The sequence below is a fragment of the Microbulbifer halophilus genome, from assembly GCF_026183675.1.
Classification (GTDB): domain Bacteria; phylum Pseudomonadota; class Gammaproteobacteria; order Pseudomonadales; family Cellvibrionaceae; genus Microbulbifer; species Microbulbifer halophilus.
In genome coordinates, this window is the sequence record NZ_JAPIVK010000028.1 from 1 (window position 1) to 24,550 (window position 24,550).

The following is a 24,550-nucleotide window of genomic DNA, read 5'->3' on the forward strand; positions in this document are numbered from 1 at the left end:
CCGGAAGAGGCGCTGGGTTTTAGGTGGGGTTTATTGATCGCTTACTCCCTTTCCAGCGATAAGAAAGCACGCAAAAGAAGATATAGAGATACCCAGTACACAACTGTTCTGATGGGATCCGACACCGGGATTAGAGAAGGCGAGTTCCCAACGGAGAAGTCGAGTGGCGCGGCGGCAAACTGTATTTCGACCAGTGGGACTACCAGCTCGACTGGCAACTGGTGGAAGAGGACTGAGGCGCGGCAGTGGAGGGAAAGTGGTAACCGCGCCGGGAATCACTGGTCCGCGATCAGCAGACCACCAATCAAGCTTTCGATCACATGCAACTGCGCCGAGCGGAATAACAGGCGCTGCATGGCCTGCTCTTCCTCCGCGGGCATCACGTAGAGACTGACATCCGCGTGGATACTGGCCGCATTGTAGTTGTAGCGGGTGAGGCTGAGCACCTTGACGCCCCGCTCGCGGGCGTTGTTGGCGATATCCACCAGCGACTCCTCGCCGCCCATATCACAGATGATGCACAGGAGATCCTCCCCCTGCAGGGATTCGGCCATGCTCTTCTGCAGGGCGCCACCCTGATCGAATACGGCCCAGGCTCCCAACTCCAGCAGCTGGTAGGTGAGGTACTGGGCCACCGCCGCCGAGCCACTGCAGGCGGACACCTGGATACAGCGCGCGGAACGGATGGCGGCTACCGCGGCCTGCAACTGCTCAGGCTCATTGATGCTTACGGTATTTTCCAGGACTTCGAGCTTTTTCTGCCCCAACTGGCTGATGGGGGTATCCGCCTGGGAGAGATGGGTATAGCCCTCTTCCGGGGCAGACTGGTTCAATGCGCCGGCATAGCTCTCGTAAACGGCGAGTTTGAGGCTCGGGTAGCCCTTATAGCCCAGTTTCTGGGAAAACTTGACCACACTGGACTGGCTCACCCCCACCGCATCGGCGAGCTGCTGCGACGAGTAATCGCGCAACAATTTGGTATTTTCCATGATGAAGTCGGCCAGTTTTCGCTCATTAACCGACATCTGGTCGCGCATCGCGCGCATTTTCAGTAAGCACGTCATCTGTTGCCGCCCCACCGGCCATTCTGCAGCCGAGTATTATTTCAACAGCTGCAGCCCTTCTATTTTTTCGATCCCCAATCCCGGGGTTTCATTCAGGATGATATCCGCATCCTTGTAGGTAGCGCCACCGACCACCGGATCGTACTGGCACAGAGAGGGTACATCCAGATCCAGCTTGGAAACCACCGGCGATTTGGCGGCGGCCACATGCGCCGCGGCAGATACGCCGATACTGGTTTCCAGCATACAGCCGACCATGCACTCGAAATCGTAGAGCCCGGCGATATCGGCGATTTTCAGGGCACTGGATATACCGCCGGTCTTCATCAGCTTGATATTGATGATATCGGCTACGCGGCGCCTGATCACCTCCATTACCTCCAGGGGACCGAATATACTCTCATCGGCCATGATCGGTGTTTTCACCCGTTCGGAGATATATCGCATTCCCTCGAGGTCGGCCGCCTTGACCGGCTGCTCGATCAGCTCCAGCATCACGCCCGCATCCTCGAGACTGCGGATGGCCAACACGGCCTCTTTGGGTCTCCAGCCCTGGTTGGCATCGAGCCGCAGCAGGGCGCGGCCCTTCACCGCGGAATAAACAGCCTTGATCCGCTCGATATCCAGGCCGATGTCTTTGCCTACCTTGAGCTTCAGGATCTCGAAGCCCCGCTCAACGGCGTTTTCGGCATCGGCCACCATCTTGTCGATATAGTCGACACTGACGGTAATATCCGTGGTCAGGCTGTTATCCCCACCACCCAGGATACGGTAGAGGGGCGCATTATAGCTTTGCGCAAAAAGATCATACAGGGCGATCTCCACCGCCGCTTTGGCGCTGGTATTATTGATCATTGCCGCATTGACTTCCCGCGTCAGCCGATTCAGGTCGGAGACGCTGCGGTTCAGCAGTCGCGGTGTAAAAACGGTGCGAATTGCCTCGATCACCGAACCGTGTGTATCGCCGGTGATCACCGCCGTCGCCGGGGCGTTGCCATAGCCGATGTGGCCGGTATCGGTTTCGAGCATCACCACCACATCTTCCACATATTCCACGGTGCGGAGCGCTGTCTTGAAGGGGGTGATCAGGGGCACTTTGAGCATGCCCAGCTTCACGTCGACAATTTTCATAACGGTACCGATCAGATGATGGTTTTGACTGCGTAAATACTATCGATGATACTTTTTTCGCGATTGAGCATCAGCGGACTCAGCGGCGTCACCGATACGCCGGAAAGTGTACCGCTGTAGAATTTGTTATCGGAGTCGAAATAATTGAGGCCCGTGACATCGTGGATAACGTAGGACTCTCCGTCCACCCGGCCGATATACATCATTACATGGCCGGGAATATAGAGGAGGTCCCCCACTGTCAGCGATGCCAGTGCCCGCTGCCGGGCCTCTTTATCGCCCTCGTCAAAAAAACGGGTCGGTGCAAACTTGCCGTGCCCCTGCTGGCCGGAATTGCGCGGCATCAACACACCGAAACTCTTGAACACCTCGCCCACAAAACCGGTGCAGTCCCGGCCATTGTAGTCGTGTCCCCAACCGTAGCGTTCCCCCAGGAACTTGAACGCCTGCTGCAGAACCGCTGACGGACGATAGGGAAGATGCCCCATATGCACATCCCGGCTGCGCGCGATAAGCGCCGGCTCGAAGGCCAGGGACCCGTCGGCTTCGCGCACCGGCAGCTCCACGATATGGCTGGCATAGGGATTCTGCCCGTGCACATCGTGGCCCACCTGCCCCGCCCCCAGCAGCGGCAGGGATACGCCCATTTCCAGCAGCAGTTCCGAAGTGCGGGAATCTACCGGATTGTAATTGGTACGCTCCTGCGCGCCGGTCACCGTAAGCCGCGGCCCCCGATCCAACCAGGACTCGATGGCATCTTTGTCGCCGACGGCCACAGCGGACTTGGGCAGCCAGGCGGCGTAGTGATAGTTGAGCGCAAACCACCAGTTTCCGTCCGCGCTTTCGTGCAACAGTGCAACCCGCTGGCCGGGGAAGACGCCGGTCTCCTGCAGGCGGTCCAGGTCCCCGCCCCCCGGATGCTTGAAGATCCGCTCCCGCGTAGGGTAACTGCGCATGCTCGCGCGCTGCACCACCAGCCCCCAACGCACCCCGACCTCGGCGGGAATCCTGTCGCGCTGCACACTGGCATCCAGCCCGGCGTAATCCGCCGCCGAAACCCGGCGGCCGTCAGCATGGTAGCGGGGCGAGGAGGCGGGCCGGCTGACCCCGTCCAGCAGCGCCACAACCTCCGCACGACTCAGGCGATCCCCAAGCTCGGCCAGGTCGTGGAGATATTCACCGCGGGTGAAGTTGGCGGTGTTGAATGCAGAAATGTCTTCGGCGGTCATGCGCAGGCCGTCGCTTTCAAGGCGCTGAACCCAGAAATCGGCGGAAAACATCTCCTCCCGGATACCGGGCACATCGGTGACGAATTCCCCCACCCCCGGCTCCCGCGGTTCCGCCGCCCCGGCGCAGGCGGCCATTAGCGCAGCAAAAAAGAAACCTGCCAATACTGTTGTTTTTTTCATCATTTCAATCATGGCTTAGCACGCCACCAGTCTAACCAAACTCCCGAGCGGGCAGTCATCGCATTTTCTGCAGAATACATTATTCAAAACACCCAAACAACCAAGAATAATCGACCTAAAAAAACCGGCGCAATAGCGCCGGTATCAATAACGATGGGAGAGATAATTTTCGGACAGCCGATATCGCACTGCCCCGTTTACCAACCACTCACAAGGCTGTCAGAACTTATAGTTCGCCCCGAGGAAGAAACGGCGACCATTTTCCCACTCGCCCAGCTGCATGGTGCCACCACCATCCAGCTTGAAGGTGTTGCTCACGGTTTCATTGGTCAGGTTCAATGCCTCGGCGCGCAGGGTCAACCTGTCGGTCACGTAATAACTCAGCTGCGCATCCAGGGAAGACTGCTCATCGCGGAAGGTCTCGCCGATACTGGCTTTCGAGCTGAAGAACTCGGAACGATAGTTGTAGGCCAGGCGTGCGCTGAACATTTCGCTCTCATAGAAGCCGCTCAGGTTGGCCATGTGCTCACTGTTGCCCGGCAGGGTTACCGGGCCGCTCGCCGTCTCGGCGTCGCCCACGTCGGTGTAGGTGTAATTACCCACGAAACCGAAACCGTTGTCGAAGCTGTACTGCAGTTGGGTCTCCACCCCGTTCAGATCGACACTGGGGCCGTTTTGCGGGCGCGACATCTCGTTGATTTCGATCGAGCCATCGGGTATGGCCACCACTTCGGGGCGGATCTCGGTGAAAATAAAGTTGCTGATTCGCTTGTTGAATAGCGTGGCCGCAGCCAGGGCGCCCTCGGTGAAATACCACTCGGCGCCGAAGTCAAACTGGCTCGCACGGTATGGATCCAGGTAGGGGTTGCCGCCGGAGCCCTTGCTACTTTCCGGAGTGGTCGATACCGAACTGGTAAGCTGGCTCGGGCTCGGGCGAGCGATCACCTTGGCCGCGGCGAAACGCAATACCACGTCGTCGTTCAGGTCCCAGGCCAGGTTCAGGCTGGGCAGCAGGTCACTGTAGTCCGACTTTATCACTTCATGTACAAATGCGCCCTGCGCATCGGAGAAATTCCAGGCGCCGGAAGTGGTGTCGGTAGTGACATAGCGCACGCCGACGTTACCGCGGATACCCTCCACGTCGAAATCCGCTTTCACATAGAGCGCGTCGACGTTCTCATTGATATCGAATATCGACGGGTAGTAGGTAAAGTCGCGCCTGGAGCACAATTCGGTAGTGTCGGCCCCGCAGTCCGGCAGGCCGTTGAAGTATTCATCCAGCTTGTCGCGGTCCGGATCAAAATAGGCGCTCGGCCCGAAGCCTGTCTCCCCGTGCAGGCCGCTGACCAGCGCACCGCTCCAGAAATCGCCGGCGCTGCCAAAGTACTCGTCATCGCCGAGATTGGCCGCTTCAGTCCGGACCCGATCCTGACCCGTGTCCCGGTCGCGGTGCTTGTAGCCCACCTTGAGCAGGTTGAAGGGGCCCGACTCCAGGTCGAACTCCGCATCCACCTGGGCGTAGCTCTCCTCGTCGTACATGGCAATCCGGGACTCGAAATAGCCCTTCAGCATCAGTTCGTCGGCGGGATCGGTGATCCAGCCGCTGTCGACAAAACTGCTGCTGGGGTGGCCGTCGTTGGTGTAGGTCCAGTCGACGCGGTCACCGTTGGGGCGGTTGACGAATTCGTAAAAGTCGTCGTTGGCCCTGCCTTCAGACGTGGTGCGGCCGACCTGGCCATGCAGTCGCGCGAAGCCCAGGTCGTAATTCAGATCCAGGTCGAGCACGTCGGTATCCATACTGGAACCGTCGCGGTAGATCACGTCATAGGCGACATGCATTTGCTCCACCATGCCGCCATCGATTTCGGCAGAGGTGACGATGCCATCCTCATCTGTCTGGGTAGCGACGGCCCCTTCCTGGATCGCGTTGCTGATTATCGGCAGGAAGTTCTGGTTACTGTTGGAGGCGCCCATCTCGGAAGCCAGGTAATGCAGCGTCGCATCGAACTGCTCATTGGGCGCGTACTGCAGATTCAGGTCCACGCCGCGGCGCTCGCGTTTTTGCTTGAAGAGAGCCGAACCCAGCGCCCAGGGCACCACGACACCCTCGCCCGTTGCGCTGTCGGTATAGCTTCCGGGCCCGAACACTTCCGAGCCGTGGCGCTCAACCGTGCGATCCTGGGAAACCACCGCGCCCAGCACGCCGAAAGTGCCGGCTTCGTTTTTCCAGGAGGCAAAGGCGGAGGCGGACGGATCCCACTGCTCGGGCAAATCGCTGTACTGGCTCTCCAGGCTTACCCCGGCGGTGCCGGAATCCAGCTCCAGGGGTTTGCGGGTGCGCAGGATGATGGTGCCGCCCACCGAGCCCTCGTCGATATCCGCCTGCGGCGTCTTGTAGACTTCCGCGCTGGAGATCAGGTCGGAAGGCAACATGGCGTAGTTGAATCCGCGGGACAGCGCGCTCAACACCTTCCACTGGGAAGTCGCCACCGTCTGGCCGTTCAACAGCGTCATGTTGAGGGACGAGTCGGTGCCGCGAATCGATACATCCTCGCCCTCACCAAAGTCGCGGGAAATGGAGACTCCCGGAACACGCTGCAGCGCCTCGGCGACGTTTTTATCCGGAAACTTGCCAATATCCTCCGCGGTAATCGCATCCACCACCGAATCCGCGTCGCGCTTCATGTCGATGTTCTGCTCCAGGCTGGCGCGGATACCGACAACGCTCACTTCTTCCAGACTCTCGCCACTGCTCTGCGCCACGGCCCCGGCAGAGAAGACCGCCAGGGCACCCAGTGAACCCAGGCTGACGAGTGATTGATTGGCCAATCGGATGGCCTGACTTAGCTTGATCATCTTATCCCTCGCGCAAATGTTATTGAATTATTCACTGCTGAAAGAGACCCCCTACTCAGGAATAAACTATTTCATATACCCTGGACGATCAAGAATTTTTTATGTTTAATTGTCGATTCCAGCACAATATTCGAAAGCGGGCTGCGCGGAAATCAACACCAACAGCCATCGGCAGATACAGTCTGTCCTTATATGCAGGAAAGTCACGAAATAAATAATTGCCGAGGATTGCCAAACGGTGGTCGGCCGGGGCAAAAGAACCCGGCCTCCGATCGCCGCAGGGTTTCACCCGGCCACCAGACTGAAGGAACCTCTATGCCCAAGAGCAGAATAAAGGCGTGCGGGAAACAGGCACTGATCGCGGCGACCTGCAGCCTGGCACTCAGCGCCTGCGCCGGAAACGGCTTCCACAACACCGCCAGCGGCGACTTTCGGGTCGAGACGGTGCCGTCACAGAACGCCAGCGAGCGGGTGCGCTTTCTGGTGATGCACTTTACCGCTTCCGACTTTGCCTCCTCGCTGGAGGTGCTGACCCAACCGAGTTCCTACCCGGTCAGCTCCCACTACCTGGTCCCCGAGCACGGCGACTCCAGCTACCCCCACCCCGATCTGCGCGTCTACCAGCTGGTGGACGAGAGCCGCCGCGCCTGGCACGCGGGGCCGGGGGAATGGGAGGACCGCACCCAGGTCAACGACCAGTCCATCGGTATCGAGATCGTCAATCGGGGCCGCTGCCACCCACCGGTGGAAATGGTGGCGCAGAAAGCCGGCGAGGAAGTGTGTTTTTTCCCCGAGTTCGACCGCGAGCAGATCGAGCTTGTGATCGAGCTGTCCCGGGACATCCTCGCCCGCTATCCGGAGATCACGCCCACCCGGGTGGTGGCCCACGCCGATATCCGACCCTACCGGAAGGTGGATCCCGGCCCCCGATTTCCCTGGGAGCAACTGGCGGCGGCCGGTATCGGCGCCTGGTATGACGACGATACCGTCAATCGCCACCTGGAGAACCTGCGCGGCAACACCAGCAGTGACCGCGAGAGTATCCGCCTCCGTTTTGCCCGCTGGCTCGCGGACTACGGCTACGGCATCGACCCGGAAACCGCGACCGACGGGGATATCGGTCTCTACACTCGCGCCTTCCAGTATCATTTCAGGCCCTGGAAAGTGGATGGTGAGGTCGACAACCAGACCCGCGCCATCCTGCTGGCCCTGCTGGAAAAGTATTTTCCGGATAAACTGGGCAGCTACGACGATATTGACACCGGGGTAATTGCGGAGCTGCAGCCGGCGGAATGACGCGTGGTTGGGGCGCAGGGCAAACACCGGTATCGGGGAAAAGAACAATGAAGCACATGGCCGGCCAAGCGCTCAGCCTCCTGCTCGCCTCCGCGCTGCTTGTATCCACGGCGCAGGCCGACGCAGCGCCCGGCAAGGCGCAAAAACCGGTTCCCTACCCGGTGCTGAGCACAGCCGGCTCGCCGGAGGAAGCCGGTTTTTCCTCCCGGGGACTGCAGCGGGTCGACGCGTTGATTGAGCGCGAGATCGCCGCCGGCTTTCCGGGCGCCGCACTGATCATCATAAAAGATGGAAAAATCGTCAAAAGCGAAAGCTACGGCTACCGGCAGAAATTTTCCGGCGACACACCGCTGACAGAGTTCTCCCCCATGGAGACGGACACCCTCTTTGATCTCGCCTCAAACACAAAAATGTACGCGACCAACTTTGCCCTGCAGAAACTGGTCAGCGAAGGAAAGCTGGACCTGCAGGCCGGGGTCGGGGAATACCTGCCCGAATTCCGGGATACGGAATCCGACAGGATCAAGGGCAAGGACGCACTGCGTATCGTCGATATCCTGCACCACAGCGCCGGCTTTATGGCGGATCCGCAGTACCACAACCCGGAGGTTGCCGGGGAGCTTTACTCGCAGGACAGAGATAAAACCCTCGGCCAGATAGCGAGAACACCTCTCGCCTACCGGCCGGGCACCCGGCACGTCTACAGCGATGTGGACTATATGCTGCTGGGCCTGATCGTGGAGCGGATCACCGGCCAGCGGCTCGATCGCTATGTGGAACAGACACTGTACGAGCCGCTGGGCCTGGGAAACACCCTGTTTACCCCGCTGCAGAAAGGCTTCGAACCCGCGGATTTTGCCGCGACCGAACTGCGGGGCAACAGCCGCGGCGGCACCGTTACTTTCCCCAATATCCGCACCAAAACCCTGCTCGGCCAGGTTCACGACGAAAAAGCTTTTTATTCCATGGCCGGCGTTTCCGGGCACGCCGGCCTTTTCTCCACCACCGGTGACCTGGCCGTGCTCCTGCAGGTCATGCTGAACGGCGGCGGCTACGGCAACCAGCGCCTGTTCGACCGCGAGACCATCGATCGCTTCACCGCTCCTTCGACGAGTGCCCCCACCTACGCCCTGGGCTGGCGGGTGAACGGCGACGAAGGAATTCAGTGGATGTTCGGCCCCGATGCCAGCGCCGGCGCCTATGGACATACCGGCTGGACGGGCACACTCACCGTCATCGACCCCGAAAACAATCTCGGCATCGTGCTGCTGACCAACAAAAAACATTCGCCGGTGATCAAAAGCGGTGGGAATACGGGGAAGTTTATCGGCGATCTCTTTTCGGTCGGCAGATACGGCAGCGTGGTAACGGCCATTTACCGGGCACTGCTGTAGAACCCGAATGGCAGCGGCTGCGGGCCTTCACCGCCGGTTATCGAGCCGCGGTGTCGTTCCAGGCAGGTACAGTGCCGGCAGAGATATTTTCCATCTTGCTGGCCAGCCGGTCCGTCACCAGCATATGTCCCGGGCTGTGCGTCACACAGAAATCCAGGCCGGCATTCTGCAGGGCCTCGCAGGCGGTAGCACTGCAGGCCCAGAAGACCGGCTCCTCACCCTCCGCGATCGAGACCGCATCGCCAAAATCCGGCTCGCGCAAATCCGCGATCCCCAGGTGTTGCGGATCGCCTGCCGAAACCGGCTCGCCGTGCAGTAGCGGATAGCGGCCGGAAATGCTGTGCACCAGGTTCAGTTGATCCGCCCCGAAGGGGCGCATGCTCACGGCCAGATTGGCGCTGAAGGGGCCGGACGGCGTGCAGGCGATGGCGGTCCGGTAGATGGGGATATTTTTTCCCGTGCTGATATTCCGCACCTCCAGCCCGGCGGTAATCAGCGCCTCTTCAAAAGAGAAAGAGCAGCCCAGCAGGAAAGTGACCAGATCGTCGCGCCAGTGCCCGGTGATATCGGTGACTTCCTCGCAGTCCCGGTTCTTCCGGTACACCCTGTAGCGCGGCAGGTCGCTGCGAACGTCTATATCGTCGCCCGCGGGCGCCAGCAGGGGCCGGCCCGGCTCCGAGCGGTACAACAGCGGGCAGCTGGCGGGGTTGGCGGCGCAGAAACGGGCAAAGTCGTCCGCGTGGCTGGCCGGCACTATGGCGACACCGGCCTGCACATAGCCGGCCGCCAGGCCGGAGGTCGGGCCACCGGTCCGCCCCGCGCGAATTTCCGAACGAATGACTTTCGCGCAGTGACGAATCATACAAGCAACTCTCTGAAAACCCGCCCGTGGAAAATATAGCAGAGCGTCAGGGCAGCCCCGCGCGCCGTATTCCGGCCTCGACGGTGACCGGCAGGATCCCCGGGGGCGGTTCGGCACTGGTCAGGGCGCGGGCAATTGCCTCGTAGATGGGGCCGTGCAGGCCGCCATCCTTATCGATATAGGCCTTGTAATCGTAGCTGGCGATCTGCAGGTCGGCCATGCCGCGGAACTGCGCCGCCTCATAGGGCGAGCGCATGCTGACGAATACCGTCTTGCGGCCCCGCTCGCGGGCGAGGCGCAGACTGTCGCGATAGATTTCGTAGAGCGCGTCGCTGTCGAGCCGCCGCTGCCGAAGCCCGGCCAGGTCGTCCATACCGCCGCGCTCCACGGCGCTTTCCCGCGGCACGATACTGGCGACCAGCAGCACATCCGCGCTGGAATCGGCCAGCGTCGCGGCAGCGTTTCGTGGATGCAGAATCTCGACCGGCGATTCGGTCACCTGCGACAGCGCCAGCCTGAACGCCTGCCCGACTTCCGCCGAGGGGGCGAGCACCTGGATACGCCCGGTGGAGCGATCCACCACCGGCAGGGTGCCGGGCTCTACCGGGAAAATCGGGCTCAGCGCCGCGCCCGCCAGCGCACCGGCGAGTTCCGCATCGCGCGAATCCGCCATCGTCTCGCCGGCGAGGCGGATATTGTCCCGGGCGCCGCGTGCGATCCAGTCCCTGTCGACATACTGCCGTTTCAATTTTTCGATCCGCGCCGCGGAAGTGTCCAGCTCCGCCACCGAAAGCTCGCCCCGCTCTACCGCTTCCGCCACACGGTCGATCAGGACCTCGAGATTACGCAACTGGTGCGGGTAGCGGATCTTGATCGGCATCACGGCGATATCCGCACCGGCGGCAAAAGTCTTCACCACCGCATCGGTGGGCGAAAAGTAATTGCTGATGCCCGCCATATCCAACGCATCGGTCGCGACGACGCCCCGGTAACCGTAGTCTCCGCGCAGCAGGTCGGTGAGGATGGCGCGCGACAGTGTCGCCGGCGCCGGGATCTGCTCACCTTCCGCAGTGCGTACCCGGGTGTCATCCAGCGCCGGGTACTGGATATGGGCGGTCATGGTCAGCGCCGGCGCGGCTTCGGCAAATACCCGCGCAAAGGGCAACAGGTCCACGGCCCCGGCCGCTTCCCGGCTGCGCTCGACCCGCGGCAGGCCGGTGTGGCTGTCCACGGAAGTATCGCCATGCCCGGGAAAATGCTTGACCGTCGCGGCAATTTTCTCGGCCTGGAAGGCATCGACACTGGCCACCCCCAGCTCCCCCACCACCTGCGGATCCTCGGAATAGGAGCGCACATTGATCACCGGATTGTCCGGGTTGCTGTTCACGTCCAGGGTCGGCGCGAAGTTCACGTTGAAACCCAGCACCTTCAGTTGCCGGGCCATGGCGGCCGCGGTGCTGCGGGCATAGCGGTCGCCGTGATCCGGGTAGGTCGCGCCTATGGCCATATTGCCGGCAAAGGCGACGGACTCGGCGCGGGGCAGGCGGGTTACCCGCCCGCCCTCCTGGTCCACTGCGATCAGCAGCGGCGTGCCCAGCCGCGACTGTGCGGCCGCCGCCTGCAGATCGCGATTCAGGCGCACTATCTGCGCGCTGTCGACCAGGTTGTCGGCAAACAGGACCACACCGCCAAGACCGGTGTCCGCGATCAGCTGGCGCAGATCCCGCGGCAGTTCGGTCACCGGTCGGCGGCATTCGCCGTTCGGCGGCCCGTCGCGGTCGTCGCAGTAGTAGCGAATATCCAGCATGATCTTCTGCGCGACCTTTTCCCGCAGAGACAGCTCCTGCGGGGCGGGGCCCCCTCCGCCCGAACAGGCAGAAACCGACAGCAGGATCACCAGGAGAACCGGCGGGTAGATGAGGTGGCGAGGAAGGCTTCTAATCATCACAAGCCATAATCCATTACTATAAACAACAATTGTTGGAATATTTTATTCTACCGAATGCAATCCGGCCCCACAAGCGGGAGGAAATGGGGTATCGGCGGGACAGGCGATCGCGAGAGCAACGCAACCGGCAGGCCAGGCCGGCTGTGTATCCGGCACCGATCGGCGGCGATGCAAAGGGGAAGACCGCCGGTGCGGGTCCGCGGGCCCCGGGCAGGTCCAGTGCACATCTGGCATCGTCGATGGTGGGAATGGTGCCGGCCCCAATGCTCCGCCGGCTGCCGGACCGGATCTTTCATCGGGATATCCGCGCTAACGTCTCAGATACAGCGTCGCCTTCGCGGATTCGCCGGCGGCCAGTCGCCAGCTGTTGGCAAAGGCGTTGCCGTGTTCCACACAGACAAAACCGCGGTAGTGCTCTCCCACATCGGCCATTTCCGCGGCCAGTTCCCCGCCCGGATTCCAGGTGACGACACTGTTGCAGTTTTCACTGGTGAGGCTGATCGGGCTGTCGGTGACGATGCGCTGGTGGGAAGCGGCATTTTCGAACACGCGATCCACTTCGCCGGGAAAAGTCAGTGACCCGCCCTGTATCGCCCGCTGCAGCTGGCGGGTATTGTCCAGGTACCCGGTGTTTTCCAGGCCGTGCACTTCGATCTCGCGTACATTCTCCACCGGGAAGTAGCTGTGCCAGGCCCAGCTGTACTCGGCTTCTCCGGGACCGCGATTCTCCAGCCGCAGATTCAGTGTCAGCGTGCGACCCAACCGCATCGCCACTTCACAGTGGAAAGCCGCCTCGAACAATTCGTCGCCCGGGTGATCGAAGGAGAAACGCAGTTCCAGCTCGCCATCCGCCTCCAGGTCACTGCCGGCAAGGGACCAGGGCCGGGTGCGTACCAGCCCGTGCTTGGGTTTGTGCGGATCCGCGCGGTTGATGCCGAACCAGGGCAGGCACAGCGGAATACCACCGCGCACCGACCTGCCCTCGACAAACCGGGCGGCGGGGCTCAGCCACAGCAGCGGTTCGCGGTCGGCGGCCTGGAATTCCAGCAACTGGGCGCCCTGCTCGGCGATCACCGCGCGACACAGCGGCGTCTCCACCAGTATCAGTTCCAGGCCCGGCTTGCCGTAAAGCTCACCGCTGTCGGTGCGTCGAACAGTGTCCTTTGCCTGTAATTCACTCACCTGTCATTTCTCCTTTGGTAAAAATCGGTCGTGCACACAACAGAGACAGTGCGCCTGCGGCGAGCAACAGGTGGAACCAGTTGGTGCGGGCCAGTCCCAGCAGCGTCGTCGCGCCGGTACCTATCACCAGCCCCGCGAGCAGCACCAGCGCGGCACCCAGAGCGAGAAGCAGGGCCTGGTAACGCTGCATGAATCTCGCCATAAAAAGCTCCAGCAGGGCCACCAGCAACCACAGGGCGAGACCCAGGGTCGAGCAGAAACCGGCCACTGCCGCCGGCGAGAACCGGGAACTCGCTGTCGCCGCAAGTGCTGAACCGATCACCAGTACCAGAAGGGCATAGGCGGGCCAGCGCGACCGCTGGCCCAACCGCGGTCCCAGGCGCGCCCACAGCAGCGCCAGCCCCGCCAACGGGAAAGTGAGATAGCCGGAGAGCTGCGACAGAGCGCGATGCAGCCCGGTAATACCGGGATCGATACCGTAGCGGTAGGCGCCGGCGGCGGCCGCCGGCGCGAGGCACAGCATGCCCGCCATCACCAGCAGCGCCGGCGACCGGCAGCGGCTGCGGGCGATATACCAGTACTGGTTGGCAACCAGGGTCGCCGCCAGTGCGAGCAGAATCTCGATCAGCCAGTAGTTGTGCAAGTCGGTCTCCCCTTTTCTTTTGAGGGGATTCTAACGGGTGGGGTGGCGGGAGGGTAGGTTCAGGCTTCGGAGTTCAGTTCCGGGACCGGGGCGGGGTGCCGCTTCGAACCCCGAAACTTGAGCACGTAAAAAATGCCCCGACGGGGCCGGGGCATCTGTCTGCAGCGGGCTCCCCCGAGGTGGGGGAGCTCCCGGGCCGGATTCAGAAATCCATGGCCAGGGAGAGCTGCACACGGCGCGGGTCGTAGTGGCTGCGCGCCTCGCCGTAGGTTGCCGAGTCGATATACGGATTGATGTTGTAGCCCGTCTGGCGATCGAACAGGTTGAACACATCCGCCCGCAACTGCAGCGTGTAGTCGCCGTACACCTGGAAGTTCTGGGTGTAGTTCAGGTCCATCTGCCAGTGACTCGCGGAGCGGCGGCTGCCGGCCTTTTCCGCGTAGCGGTTGGTGCCGTCAGTGGGATCCATGTAGCCGTAGAGATCGCCGTCCCAGGTCTCCCAGGGTTCGCCGGACTGGTACACCAGGAAGGCGCCGACATTGGCGTTCCAGTCCAGGGTGTACTGGCCGAACAGTTTCAGCACGTGCGGCTTCTCACCGCGCAGCGTACCGTCCTTGTTGTCCCAGACCTGCCGGCCGATACCGTCGGCCAGGTAGGAAGAGCCGATAAAGGTATTGGCGTCGTTGGTGGCAGTGGTGTTGTCCTGGTCGAAATTGCCGGTGTAGTCGCTGTAGGTGTAGGACGCATTCAGGTAGGTGCGCTCACCCATCCAGGATGCCTGCAGACTGAATTCCAGATACTCGGTGTAGGCATCATCCAGTTCGGCGATCACATAGCTGGAACCGCTGCCGATCTGTTCCCGCATCGCGTCCAGGTCGTCGATATAGAGCCCTTTCTTCGCGATATGCTCCGGCACGCACAGCTCCTCTTCCGGGCCGTAGCAGCCGTACCCGCGCGAACCGTTCCAGGTGTCCTCCCAGAAATGGGAGCCCTCGCGGTAGCGGATATGCGAGCGCAGGCTGATGCCGTTGTCGAATTCCCGGGTGGTACCGACCGTCAGCTCGTCGACACGGCGCGGGTCCAGGTTATCCGCAAACAGCTTGCCCGAGGAACCGGCGCGCGGCGAGGAGCTGATATAGTCGCCGTTTTCATCGAAAAATACCTCGATGGTGGCGGCGCTGTTGCGGTCCCAGGAAGCGGCGCGGGCCAGTGAAGAGGCGGCCGGATTGTACTGGGCGAAGCTGGCAAACAGGGTATCGATACCGTTGTAGGCCCAGGAGACTCCCAGGCGCGGCTGGATCATATCCTTCCAGTCCACTTCGTACATCTCGTACTTGTGGCCCGGCGCAGCCACGTAGCCGGACAGCGTGCTGCCGTCTTCCTTCAGCCCCTGGCCGTAGAGGGTGTCCTGACTGATCAGGAAGCCCACATCGAAGATAAAGTCACCCCAGGCGATGGAGTCGTTGATCTCGAGGTTGTGTGTCTCGGTAGAGGACTTGATCGGCGGCACCGTGCTGCCATCGGAGGTGACGAAGCTCATCTGCTCGGTGCGGGCCCGGAACCAGGCGTCGTCCGGTGCGTCTTCGGCACCTGCACCCTCGATCACGCTGATCGCCCCCCAGCCGTTGGAGAGGCGCGCCAGCTCTTCGCGGCCGTCGGACCACTGGTAGCCGATGTGCAGCTCGTGGGAGGTGGCACCGATCTCGAAGCTGTGGTCCAGGGCCAGCTCGAGGCTCTCGCGGTAGAAGTTCTGGATATTGGACTGGAAGTAGGCGCCGATACCGCCATCGCCCACGCGGTTACCGTTCGCATCCAGATAGCCGTACTGATCCACGAACGGCTGCGCAAAGTCATTGTAGGCAGCCGTGTTTTCCGGCCCCACGTTGGGGACACTGAAGTAGCCCATCTGCTCCAGGTTGGCGAGATCCAGGGAGTCGCCGATCACCGGCTGGAAACCCAGGCGGGTATCCGGCACACCCGCCGTCTCCAGCGCATAGTCGCTGTACTGGAAGCTGACGGTGGTATCGTCATTGACGATCCAGGAGCCATCCAGGGTGAGAATATCCTGGCTGGATTCCTCGCCGACGGACACGGAATCGGCCTCGAACTCGCCGATGGAGGCGCCTTCGTTCACGCGCTCGGAGGTGCGGTAGGCGGCGTTCAGCAACAGGCCGTCGACCGGCGCATAGGTCAGTTTGCCGTAGTATTCGTCGCGCTCGCTGGTGTAATCCTTGGTCGGGCCGTAGGCGGTTTCCTTGCTCTCGCCGTCTTCCCTGGGACCGTAGTAGGAACCGTAGAAGAACAGCTGGTCTTCGATCAGCGGCCCGCCGGCACTGGCGGTCGTCCAGTTCCTGGTGACATCCGAATCGACACCATCGTCGGGGGACTCGCTCAAACCCGTCGGCTGGACCCGGTACTCCACGCGGCCTTTGAATTCATTGGTACCGGACTTGCTCTTGGAGTTCACGGTAACGCCACCGGCGCGGTTGAAACCGATCGCGCGCGCGCCGCCGCGTTCAACGGAAAACTGTTCCACATCGTGGGTGGAGGGCTCCGCCGACAGGGTGCCGAACATCGGCAGGGTCACGTTGACACCGTCGAACTTGTAGACGTTGTCCTGGCCACTGCCGCCGGCGCTGGCGCCGCGCACGGCATTCTGGCTGTACTGGACCCCGGGGGCCAGTTTCATCAGATCCCGGTAGTCCTGGCCGACCGGCAGGGCCTCGAGGACGTCCGCGCCGATGGCATCGGACAGCGAGGAGTTGCCACCGGCGGTGATGATCTCACCGGTCACGACCACTTCTTCCATCCCCCCGGCAACCTGCGGAGACAGATTCACATCCACCATGGTCATCTGGTCCAGCAGCACTTCCGCCTTCACGGTACGGGAACTGCCGTCCTCCGCGGTGAATGTGAGGGTGTAGATACCGGGAACCAGCATCGGCAGCTTGAACTCGCCCTCGTCGTCGGTGGTGGCGGTGCGGGCGCGGGGCATGACATCACTGGTGGCCTTGACCGTGACATCGGCTGCGTCGATGCCGCTGTCGAGAGACACCTGCCCCCCGATGGTCCCCACCTGCTGCGCCATCACGGTCGCGGAAAAGAGTGTGCCCGCCGCCAGGGAAGCGGCACGGCCCAGAACAGAGGTACTCCCGGTTCTTTCCACTGAACTACTGAGCTTGCTTTTTTGGAACATGCGAAATGTCTCCCGGACAGTTTGTTGTATTTATCCTGTGGGCTGATACTTCCCGCCCCTGAAACTTCGACCCAGCTATCTTTTTCTGCGCAATTCACTTGCACTCTTTCGGGGCTTCTCTCCGATCCCCGGCCCGGAACCCGTGTTCAGACACCGGGACCCGAGCGGCAAATGAAATACTTTATAAACTGGAATATTTTTCTAAGGAATATCTTATTCCTCGCTAGCATTGTGCGAAAAAAATTCCTGTTCGGCGAGACTTAGTTCATAAAAATTTCAGAAAAATATTCATGAAATGAAGAAAAGTCAGTCTTTATTGAACAAAAAGCAGCCGATCAGGTAATTCGGGACATAGATCTGCAAAGATCTGGCAGGTTTTCCGGGGGAAGCTTGCACGAGGCTGACGCCGATCACAGGCGGTCCAGGAATAATTCTGGAGGGATGAGAGTGGTCGATCAGGGTGAAACCTGTACGATAAGATCAAATATTAAGCGCCTCATGTTAGTGCAAGCCGCATGGCAAGTTGGGCACCCATAAAAAAACCCGGCGAGTGCCGGGTTTTTCGGGAGAACAGCGTTCAGCCTTCTTCGGAAGGAGCCTGACCGGCCCCCTCTTTCTCGGCCTGTTCCGCTTTTGCCTCCTTGATGGACAGTTTGATGCGGCCGCGCTGGTCGACGTCCAGTACCTTGACCGTCACCTTCTGGCCTTCGCTCAGGTAGTCGGTGACCGCATTGACACGCTCTTCGGCAATCTGGGAGATATGCACCAGACCGTCCTTGCCCGGCAGGAAGTTGACGAAAGCGCCGAAGTCGACGATGCGCACCACGGTGCCCTCGTAGAGAGCGCCGATCTCGGCTTCCGCGGTAAGTTCCTCGATGCGGGTCACCGCCGCCTCCAGGCTCTCGCCGTCTTCGCCGAAGACCTTGATGGAACCGTCGTCCTCGATATCGATGGAGGCACCGGTCTCTTCGGTGATGGAGCGGATAGTGGCGCCGCCCTTGCCGATCACGTCGCGGATCTTGTCCGGGTGGATCTTCAGGGTGGAATAGCGCGGCGCATTCTCGTTGACGGTGGAGCGGGACTCGCCGATCACCTTGTTCATTTCCGCGAGAATGTGCAGGCGCGCCTGCAGGGCCTGCTCCAGGGCGGTATCCATGATCTCTTCGGTGATGCCCTCGATCTTGATATCCATCTGCAGTGCGGTGACACCGCTGGTGGTACCGGCCACCTTGAAGTCCATATCGCCGAGGTGGTCTTCGTCACCGAGGATATCGGTCAGCACCGCGTAGTCGTTCTCTTCCTTCACCAGGCCCATGGCGATGCCGGCAACCGGCGCCTTCAACGGCACGCCGGCATCCATCAGCGCGAGGCTGGAACCGCATACGGAAGCCATGGAGCTGGAGCCGTTGGACTCGGTGATCTCGGACACCACGCGCACGGTGTAGGGGAAGTCGTCCGGGCTCGGCAGCACCGCGCCGATACCGCGGCGGGCGAGGCGGCCGTGGCCGATCTCGCGGCGACCGGTAAAGCCGACACGACCCGCTTCACCCACCGAGTAGGGCGGGAAGTTGTAGTGCAGCATGAAGTAGTCTTTGCGCTCGCCCTCGAGTGCATCGATGATCTGCGCATCGCGGGTGGCGCCCAGTGTGGCCACGACCAGCGCCTGGGTCTCGCCGCGGGTGAACAGGGCGGAACCGTGGCCTTTCGGAAGGACGCCGACTTCGGTGCTGATCGGACGCACGGTCTTGGAGTCGCGACCGTCGATGCGGGGTTCGCCGCGCACAACCGCGCCGCGCACGATTTTCTTCTCGAGCTTGCCGAAGTAGCTCTTGACCTCGCCTTCGTCGATCTCTTCCGTCGCCAGTGCTTCGGCGGCTTCGTTGCGCAGTTCGCCCAGGCGCGCTGTGCGCTGCTGCTTGTCGGTGACCTTGTAGGCCTCTGCCACTTTCTCGCCGAACTGGCTTTCCAGTGCCGCCTGCAGCGCTTCGTTGACCGGCTCGGGCTGCCAGTCCCACTCGGGCTTGCCGGCTTCCGCTTTCAGCTCTTCGCAGACCTTGACCACCGCCTGCATTTCCTGGTGTGCGAACAGCACCGCACCCAGCATGATGTCTTCCGGCAGCTCCTTGGCTTCGGATTCCACCATCAGCACGGCGTCTTTGGTGCCCGCAACCACCATGTTCAGCTCTGAAGTCTCCAGCGCGCTGTAGGTCGGGTTCAGCAGGTAGCCGTCCTGCTGGGTGTAGCCCACGCGCGCGGCGCCGATGGGGCCGCCGAAGGGAATACCGGAGACGGACAGGGCGGCGGAAGTACCGATCATGGCGGCGATATCCGGATCCACGTCTTTTTCCGCGGACAGTACGGTGAGAACCACCTGTACTTCGTTCATGAAACCGTTCGGGAACAGCGGGCGGATCGGGCGATCGATCAGGCGGGAGGTGAGTGTCTCTTTCTCGGACGGGCGGCCTTCGCGTTTGAAGAAGCCACCGGGAATCTTGCCGGCCGCGTAGGCCTTTTCCTGGTAGTGTACGGCCAGCGGGAAGAAGGGCTGGTCGGGCCTGGCTTCCCTGGCGCCCACGACGGTACACAGCACCACGGTTTCGCCCATGGTGACCAGCGCCGCACCGGTCGCCTGGCGCGCAACGCGGCCGGTCTCGATGGTGACTTGCTGATTGCCGTACTGGAAGGTTTTGCTTACTGGATTCACGTTTTTTTCCTATTTCCTTACGGTTACTGGCCCATTCCAGCAACCCCTACGGTGTTTCCCTCTCCCCGGGGAGAGGGTTAGGGAGAGGGGCGCCGTTCGAGGCCCCCTCCCCCGGCCCCTCCCCCGCAAGCGGGAGAGGGGAGAACAGCGGAGCAACCCGCTACATAAAAGAATGCCCGCCGGAGGCGGGCATTCCAGGGTCTTAGCGACGCAGGCCGAGTTTTGCGATCAGCTGTGCGTAGCGGTTCAGATCCTTTTTCTTCAGGTAGTCCAGCAGCTTGCGGCGCTGGTTTACCATGCGGATCAGGCCACGGCGGGAGTGGTGATCCTGCTTGTGCTCAGAGAAGTGGCTCTGCAGCTTGTTGATGTTGGCAGACAGCAGGGCCACCTGGACTTCCGGGGAACCGGTGTCGCCCTCGACCTGGCCGTGCTCTTTCAGGATTGCTTCTTTTTCAGATGCAGTCAGTGCCATAACGAAATACCTCGTCGTAATATGCTTTGAAGATTCGGCCGACCCGTGCATATTTACAGATCGGCTAACGGTTTTAGCTCCCGGTTAATGTGGGAGCCTGCCCCGCAGGCGATCGCGGCCAACGGCCGCTCTTACCTACAGGGTGCTTACCAGACGCCGGGGGGCTACCCGGCCGTCGTCGGTAATTTCTCCTACGCCCAGAAAATCGCCATTTTCCAGGAAGAGGCGCACCATATCACCTTCCGCGCCGATACGGTAGACCTGCAAATCCATTACCGGCTGCCCCTGACGCAGATAGTAACCGGAGTCTTCCGGCAGGGTCAGCGCGGGCAGGTCTGCGGCGGGGGAGTCCACCGGCAGCAGGTGGTGATCCAGCAGTTCCGCCCTGCCCTCGCCGCGCTCCTCCGTCAGCTCGTCCAGGGTGACGGCGTCCGCCTCGTCGAAGGGACCGGCGGCGCTGCGGTGCAGCCGGTCGACGTAGGCGCCAACACCCAGCTCGCGGCCCAGGTCCTCCGCCAGGCTGCGCACATAGGTGCCCTTGGAGCAATGGATCTCCACTTCGGCCCGCGGCTGGGCGCCCGGTGTGAATCCCACCAGTTCGTACTCGAAGATTTCCACTTCGCGCGCCTCGCGCTCCACCTCCACGCCCTGGCGCGCCAGCTTGTAGAGCGGCTGGCCCTTGTGCTTGAGGGCCGAATACATGGAGGGAACCTGCTTGATGCGGCCGCGGAAAGGTTCTATCGCAGTCAGCACATCCCTCTCCGTCAGGCCGGAGGCGTCGGCGGTGGCGATCACCTCGCCGTCGGCATCGCCGCTCTCGGTGGCCATGCCGAAGCAGAAGGTACTGCGGTAGCGCTTGTCCGCATCCAGCAGGTACTGGGAGAACTTGGTCGCCTCGCCGAAACAGACCGGCAACACGCCGGTGGCGAGCGGGTCCAGCGCGCCGGTGTGGCCGGCGCGGTTGGCGAAAAACAGGCGTTTGGCTTTCTGCAGGGCGTCGTTGGCGGTGATGCCGGCGGGTTTGTCCAGCAACAGCACACCGTTGACCTTGCGGCCCCATTTAGGTCTGCGGCCCATGGATTACCCTTCTTCGGAATCGTCGTCGCTGTGCTTGCGGTCTTCTTTTACCGCCTTGTCGATCAGGGCGGACAGTTCCTGGCCGCGGACGGAGGTCTCGTCGTAGCGGAACTGCAGGCGGGGGATGCTGCGCATCTGGATGGCGCGCGCCAGCTGGCTGCGCAGGAAGCCCGCAGCCCTTTTGAGCGCATCCATGGAGGCCTCGATCGCGGCCGGGTCGTCGTTGCCCACCAGGGTCACGAAGACCTTGGCGGAGGACAGGTCGCGGCTGACTTCCACATCGTTGACATTGACCATGCCAACGCGCGGATCGCGCACTTCCCGCTGGATCAGTTGCGACAGCTCGCGGCGCATGGCGTCGGCGACGCGATCGGCGCGGTGGAATTCTCTTGCCATTGGTTACCTATAGAAAATGGCTTGGCTATCGCCTGCAGGCAGGCTCCTACTGGGGCCTTCGGCCGGCCCTCTCCCCCAACCCCTCTCCCAGAGGGAGAGGGGAGGAAAGGCGCTTACAGTTCACGGGCCACCTTGACGATATCGTAGACCTCGATCTGGTCGCCCGGCTTGACGTCGTTGTAGTCTTTCACGCCGATACCGCACTCCATGCCATTGCGCACTTCCTGAACATCGTCCTTGAAGCGGCGCAGAGACTCGAGTTCGCCCTGGTAGACCACGACGTTGTCGCGCAGTACGCGGATGGGCTTGTTGCGGTAGACGGTGCCCTCCGTGACCATGCAGCCGGCGATGGCGCCGAACTTGGGCGAGCGGAAGACATCGCGCACTTCGGCGATACCCACGATATCCTCGCGCACTTCCGGCTCCAGCATGCCCGACAGCGCCTGCTTCACTTCGTCCAGCAGGTTGTAGATCACACTGTAGTAGCGGATCTCGACACTCTCGGTCTCCGCCAGCTTGCGCGCGGCGACATCGGCACGGGTATTGAAACCGATCACGATGGCGCCGGCGGTCAGGGCCAGGTTGACGTCGTTCTCGGCGATACCGCCCACACCGCTGGAGACCACATTGACGGATACTTCCTCGTTGCCGATCTCCGCCAGGGCGGACAGGATGGCTTCCAGGGAGCCGCGCACGTCGGCCTTGATCACCACCGGCAGTACCTTCTTCTCGCCGGCTTCCATGTCCGCGAACATGTTTTCCAGCTTGGCGGCCTGCTGGCGCTGCATGCGCTCGCGGCGCTCCTTCTCGGCGCGCTGCTCGGCCACTTCGCGGGCCTTGCGCTCATCCGCCACCACCAGGAACTCGTCGCCGGCATTCGGGGTGGAATCCAGGCCCAGCAGTTCCACCGGGGTGGACGGGCCTGCCTCCTTGACTTTCTTGCCCAGTTCGTTGGTCATGGCGCGCACGCGGCCATAGCTCTGGCCCGCCAGCACGATATCGCCGCGCTTAAGCTCGCCGTTCTGCACCAACAGGGTGGCGACCACACCGCGGCCCTTTTCCAGGCGCGATTCGATCACCACGCCGGTGGCCGGCACCTTGACCTTGGCTTTCAGCTCGAGCATTTCCGCCTGCAGGGAAACCGCTTCCAGCAGCTCGTCGATGCCCTGGCCGGTGTGCGCGGACACTTCGATAAACTGCGTGTCGCCGCCCCAGTCTTCGGGAATCACATCCTTCGCCGCCAGCTCGTTCTTGACCCGGTCCGGGTCCGCGCCCTCTTTGTCGCTCTTGTTGATGGCGACCACCAGCGGTACGCCGGCTGCCCTGGAATGATTGACGGCCTCTTCGGTCTGCGGCATGACGCCGTCGTCGGCGGCCACCACCAGGATCACCACATCGGTGGACTGGGCGCCGCGGGCGCGCATGGCGGTAAAGGCGGCGTGGCCCGGGGTGTCCAGGAAGGCGATCTCGCCCTGGCCGGTTTTCACCCGGTAGGCACCGATATGCTGGGTGATGCCGCCGGCTTCACCGGAGGCAACCTTGGTCTTGCGTATGTAGTCGAGCAATGAGGTTTTGCCGTGGTCGACGTGACCCATCACGGTCACCACCGGCGCACGGGACACCTCATCGCCCTCGACTTCCTTGGCCTCGGCCACCAGGCTGTCTTCCAGCTCTGTCTCGGAAACCGCGACGGCCTTGTGGCCCATTTCCTCGACGATCAACTGTGCAGTCTCGCGGTCCAGGCTCTGGTTGATGGTGACCATCTCGCCCATCTTCATCAGGCGCTTGATCAACTCGCCGGCCTTGATGTTCATCTGCTTGGCCAGCTCGCCGACGGTGATGGTTTCACCCAACTGTACTTCGTACACCTGCTTTCCCGTGGGCTTCTTGAACCCATGTGTGTTCTTGATCTTGAGAGTCGGGCGCGACAGCGAGCGGGTGCTGCGCTTCTCCGACTCGTCGCTTTCAAAGGCCTCCAGCGCCTGATCGTAGAGCGAGGCCTTGCTGGACTTCTTGGGGCCCGACTTGGCACCGCGACGACCGCGGCGTTTGCGCGGCTCGTCCTTCTCTTTCTCCGGAGGCACGGCCTCGAGCTTGCGGCGCAGCGACGGCTTGATCTTGTCGGTCTTTTCGGTTTTCTCGGTCTTGACCTGCTCTTCGCGCTGCTGCTTTTCCTGCTCGGCGCGCTTGCGCTCCTCTTCGAGGCGGGCCTTCTTGTCTTCCAGCTCCTGCGCCTCTTTGGCCGCCTGCTCCTTGCGGCGCTCCATGGCGGCAATGCGCATGGCTTCGATGTCGTCCACATAGGTGGAACGCACCGGCGCCGGCTTCTCTTCGGCCTTTTCCTCTGCCTCGCCCCCTTCCGGCCCGGCAGCGGCTTCGGGCTCCGCCGGCGGCGCCTCCTCTTCCGCTGGCTCCGGTGCAGCCTCGGCTTCCGCCTCTGCCTCGGCCCGGGCCTCCGCTTCCGCGCGGGCGCGCTCGGCCTCCGCCTGTTCGGCACGGGCCCTTTCCAGTTCGGCCTGTTCGGCCAGCGCCTTGTCCAGTTCCTCCTGGCGCTCGGCTTCCTCGGCGGCTTCCGCCTCCAGCTGTTCCTGCGGGCGCTTCACATAGGTGCGTTTCTTGCGCACTTCCACATTCACGGTTTTACGGCCGGTGCCAGAGCCGGTTTTCAGCGTGGTGGTGGTTTTGCGCTTCAGGGTGATCTTGCGCGGCGCAGCCCCCTGCTCCCCGTGACTGCTTTTCAGGAAGTTGAGCAGGACCTGTTTTTCCTCGTCCGACACCACCGCATCCGCAGAAGTGTGGGGCAAACCCGCTTCCTTCATCTGCGTCAGCAGACGATCCTCGGTGGCACCAACCGATTTCGCGAGTTCGCTAACTGTTACTTCGGCCATTCTCTCTCCTGTAAGTCGCTTGGTCGGAGCTT

General features: G+C 62.0%; 16 protein-coding genes. 2 read left to right on the forward strand and 14 right to left on the reverse strand.

What is annotated here, in order from left to right; translation table 11 throughout:
* Positions 1–275: 275 nt before the first annotated feature.
* The 4 genes from OQE62_RS14330 to OQE62_RS14345 form a co-directional block, all read right to left on the reverse strand.
* Entirely contained in the window at positions 276–1,064 is a 789-nt protein-coding gene (locus tag OQE62_RS14330) for a MurR/RpiR family transcriptional regulator (protein ID WP_265722733.1), read from the reverse strand.
* A gap of 36 nt (positions 1,065–1,100) precedes the next feature.
* Complete coding sequence (locus OQE62_RS14335; protein WP_265722734.1) at positions 1,101–2,195, reverse strand: dipeptide epimerase; 1,095 nt, start codon at positions 2,193–2,195, stop codon at positions 1,101–1,103.
* An 11-nt stretch (positions 2,196–2,206) separates the two neighbouring features.
* Entirely contained in the window at positions 2,207–3,604 is a 1,398-nt protein-coding gene (locus OQE62_RS14340) for an NlpC/P60 family protein (protein WP_265722735.1), read from the reverse strand.
* Positions 3,605–3,823: 219 nt separating this feature from the next.
* Complete coding sequence (locus OQE62_RS14345) at positions 3,824–6,460, reverse strand: TonB-dependent receptor (RefSeq protein WP_265722736.1); 2,637 nt, start codon at positions 6,458–6,460, stop codon at positions 3,824–3,826.
* A gap of 315 nt (positions 6,461–6,775) precedes the next feature.
* Here OQE62_RS14345 and OQE62_RS14350 point away from each other — a divergent pair, with 315 nt between their 5' ends.
* Positions 6,776–7,756 (forward strand): N-acetylmuramoyl-L-alanine amidase, encoded by a 981-nt coding sequence (locus tag OQE62_RS14350; protein ID WP_265722737.1) that lies wholly within the window; start codon positions 6,776–6,778, stop codon positions 7,754–7,756.
* Between the two features lie 47 nt (positions 7,757–7,803).
* The gene (pbp4b, locus tag OQE62_RS14355; RefSeq protein WP_322746581.1) at positions 7,804–9,150 is read left to right on the forward strand and encodes a penicillin binding protein PBP4B; all 1,347 of its coding nucleotides are present in this window, start codon (positions 7,804–7,806) and stop codon (positions 9,148–9,150) included.
* Positions 9,151–9,187: 37 nt separating this feature from the next.
* Here pbp4b and OQE62_RS14360 read toward each other — a convergent pair whose 3' ends face one another.
* The 10 genes from OQE62_RS14360 to infB form a co-directional block, all read right to left on the reverse strand.
* Positions 9,188–10,012: a putative hydro-lyase gene (locus tag OQE62_RS14360; RefSeq protein ID WP_265722738.1), complete on the reverse strand. Its 825-nt coding sequence runs from the start codon at positions 10,010–10,012 to the stop codon at positions 9,188–9,190.
* Positions 10,013–10,058: 46 nt separating this feature from the next.
* Positions 10,059–11,957 (reverse strand): glycoside hydrolase family 3 N-terminal domain-containing protein, encoded by a 1,899-nt coding sequence (locus OQE62_RS14365; protein WP_265722767.1) that lies wholly within the window; start codon positions 11,955–11,957, stop codon positions 10,059–10,061.
* Positions 11,958–12,269: 312 nt separating this feature from the next.
* A complete protein-coding gene (locus OQE62_RS14370) occupies positions 12,270–13,142 on the reverse strand; it encodes a D-hexose-6-phosphate mutarotase (RefSeq protein ID WP_265722739.1) in 873 nt (290 codons plus the stop codon).
* Positions 13,135–13,785 carry a hypothetical protein gene (locus tag OQE62_RS14375; protein WP_265722740.1) on the reverse strand — a complete coding sequence of 217 codons (651 nt, stop codon included), beginning with the start codon at positions 13,783–13,785 and terminating at the stop codon, positions 13,135–13,137. The genes OQE62_RS14370 and OQE62_RS14375 overlap by 8 nt, the downstream gene beginning before the upstream one ends.
* A 202-nt stretch (positions 13,786–13,987) precedes the next feature.
* The gene (locus OQE62_RS14380) at positions 13,988–16,981 is read right to left on the reverse strand and encodes a TonB-dependent receptor (protein WP_265722741.1); all 2,994 of its coding nucleotides are present in this window, start codon (positions 16,979–16,981) and stop codon (positions 13,988–13,990) included.
* A 577-nt stretch (positions 16,982–17,558) separates the two neighbouring features.
* Entirely contained in the window at positions 17,559–19,685 is a 2,127-nt protein-coding gene (gene pnp / locus OQE62_RS14385; RefSeq protein ID WP_265722742.1) for a polyribonucleotide nucleotidyltransferase, read from the reverse strand.
* A gap of 202 nt (positions 19,686–19,887) precedes the next feature.
* Positions 19,888–20,157: a 30S ribosomal protein S15 gene (gene rpsO / locus OQE62_RS14390; protein WP_265722743.1), complete on the reverse strand. Its 270-nt coding sequence runs from the start codon at positions 20,155–20,157 to the stop codon at positions 19,888–19,890.
* A 135-nt stretch (positions 20,158–20,292) separates the two neighbouring features.
* Positions 20,293–21,234, reverse strand: coding sequence for a tRNA pseudouridine(55) synthase TruB (gene truB / locus OQE62_RS14395; protein ID WP_265722744.1), 942 nt, complete (start codon positions 21,232–21,234; stop codon positions 20,293–20,295).
* Positions 21,235–21,237: 3 nt separating this feature from the next.
* A complete protein-coding gene (gene rbfA, locus OQE62_RS14400; RefSeq protein WP_265722745.1) occupies positions 21,238–21,630 on the reverse strand; it encodes a 30S ribosome-binding factor RbfA in 393 nt (130 codons plus the stop codon).
* A 113-nt stretch (positions 21,631–21,743) separates the two neighbouring features.
* The gene (infB, locus tag OQE62_RS14405; protein ID WP_265722746.1) at positions 21,744–24,518 is read right to left on the reverse strand and encodes a translation initiation factor IF-2; all 2,775 of its coding nucleotides are present in this window, start codon (positions 24,516–24,518) and stop codon (positions 21,744–21,746) included.
* Positions 24,519–24,550 lie beyond the last annotated feature (32 nt).

Bases quoted from the DNA above. Each gene is read 5' to 3' on its own strand.
- OQE62_RS14330 (WP_265722733.1), bottom strand. From the start codon at position 1,064: ATGACGTGCTTACTGAAAATGCGCGCGATGCGCGACCAGATGTCGGTT.
- OQE62_RS14335 (WP_265722734.1), bottom strand. From the start codon at position 2,195: ATGAAAATTGTCGACGTGAAGCTGGGCATGCTCAAAGTGCCCCTGATC.
- OQE62_RS14340 (WP_265722735.1), bottom strand. From the start codon at position 3,604: ATGAAAAAAACAACAGTATTGGCAGGTTTCTTTTTTGCTGCGCTAATG.
- OQE62_RS14345 (WP_265722736.1), bottom strand. From the start codon at position 6,460: ATGATCAAGCTAAGTCAGGCCATCCGATTGGCCAATCAATCACTCGTC.
- OQE62_RS14350 (WP_265722737.1), top strand. From the start codon at position 6,776: ATGCCCAAGAGCAGAATAAAGGCGTGCGGGAAACAGGCACTGATCGCG.
- pbp4b (WP_322746581.1), top strand. From the start codon at position 7,804: ATGAAGCACATGGCCGGCCAAGCGCTCAGCCTCCTGCTCGCCTCCGCG.
- OQE62_RS14360 (WP_265722738.1), bottom strand. From the start codon at position 10,012: ATGATTCGTCACTGCGCGAAAGTCATTCGTTCGGAAATTCGCGCGGGG.
- OQE62_RS14365 (WP_265722767.1), bottom strand. From the start codon at position 11,957: ATGATTAGAAGCCTTCCTCGCCACCTCATCTACCCGCCGGTTCTCCTG.
- OQE62_RS14380 (WP_265722741.1), bottom strand. From the start codon at position 16,981: ATGTTCCAAAAAAGCAAGCTCAGTAGTTCAGTGGAAAGAACCGGGAGT.
- rpsO (WP_265722743.1), bottom strand. From the start codon at position 20,157: ATGGCACTGACTGCATCTGAAAAAGAAGCAATCCTGAAAGAGCACGGC.
- truB (WP_265722744.1), bottom strand. From the start codon at position 21,234: ATGGGCCGCAGACCTAAATGGGGCCGCAAGGTCAACGGTGTGCTGTTG.
- rbfA (WP_265722745.1), bottom strand. From the start codon at position 21,630: ATGGCAAGAGAATTCCACCGCGCCGATCGCGTCGCCGACGCCATGCGC.
- infB (WP_265722746.1), bottom strand. From the start codon at position 24,518: ATGGCCGAAGTAACAGTTAGCGAACTCGCGAAATCGGTTGGTGCCACC.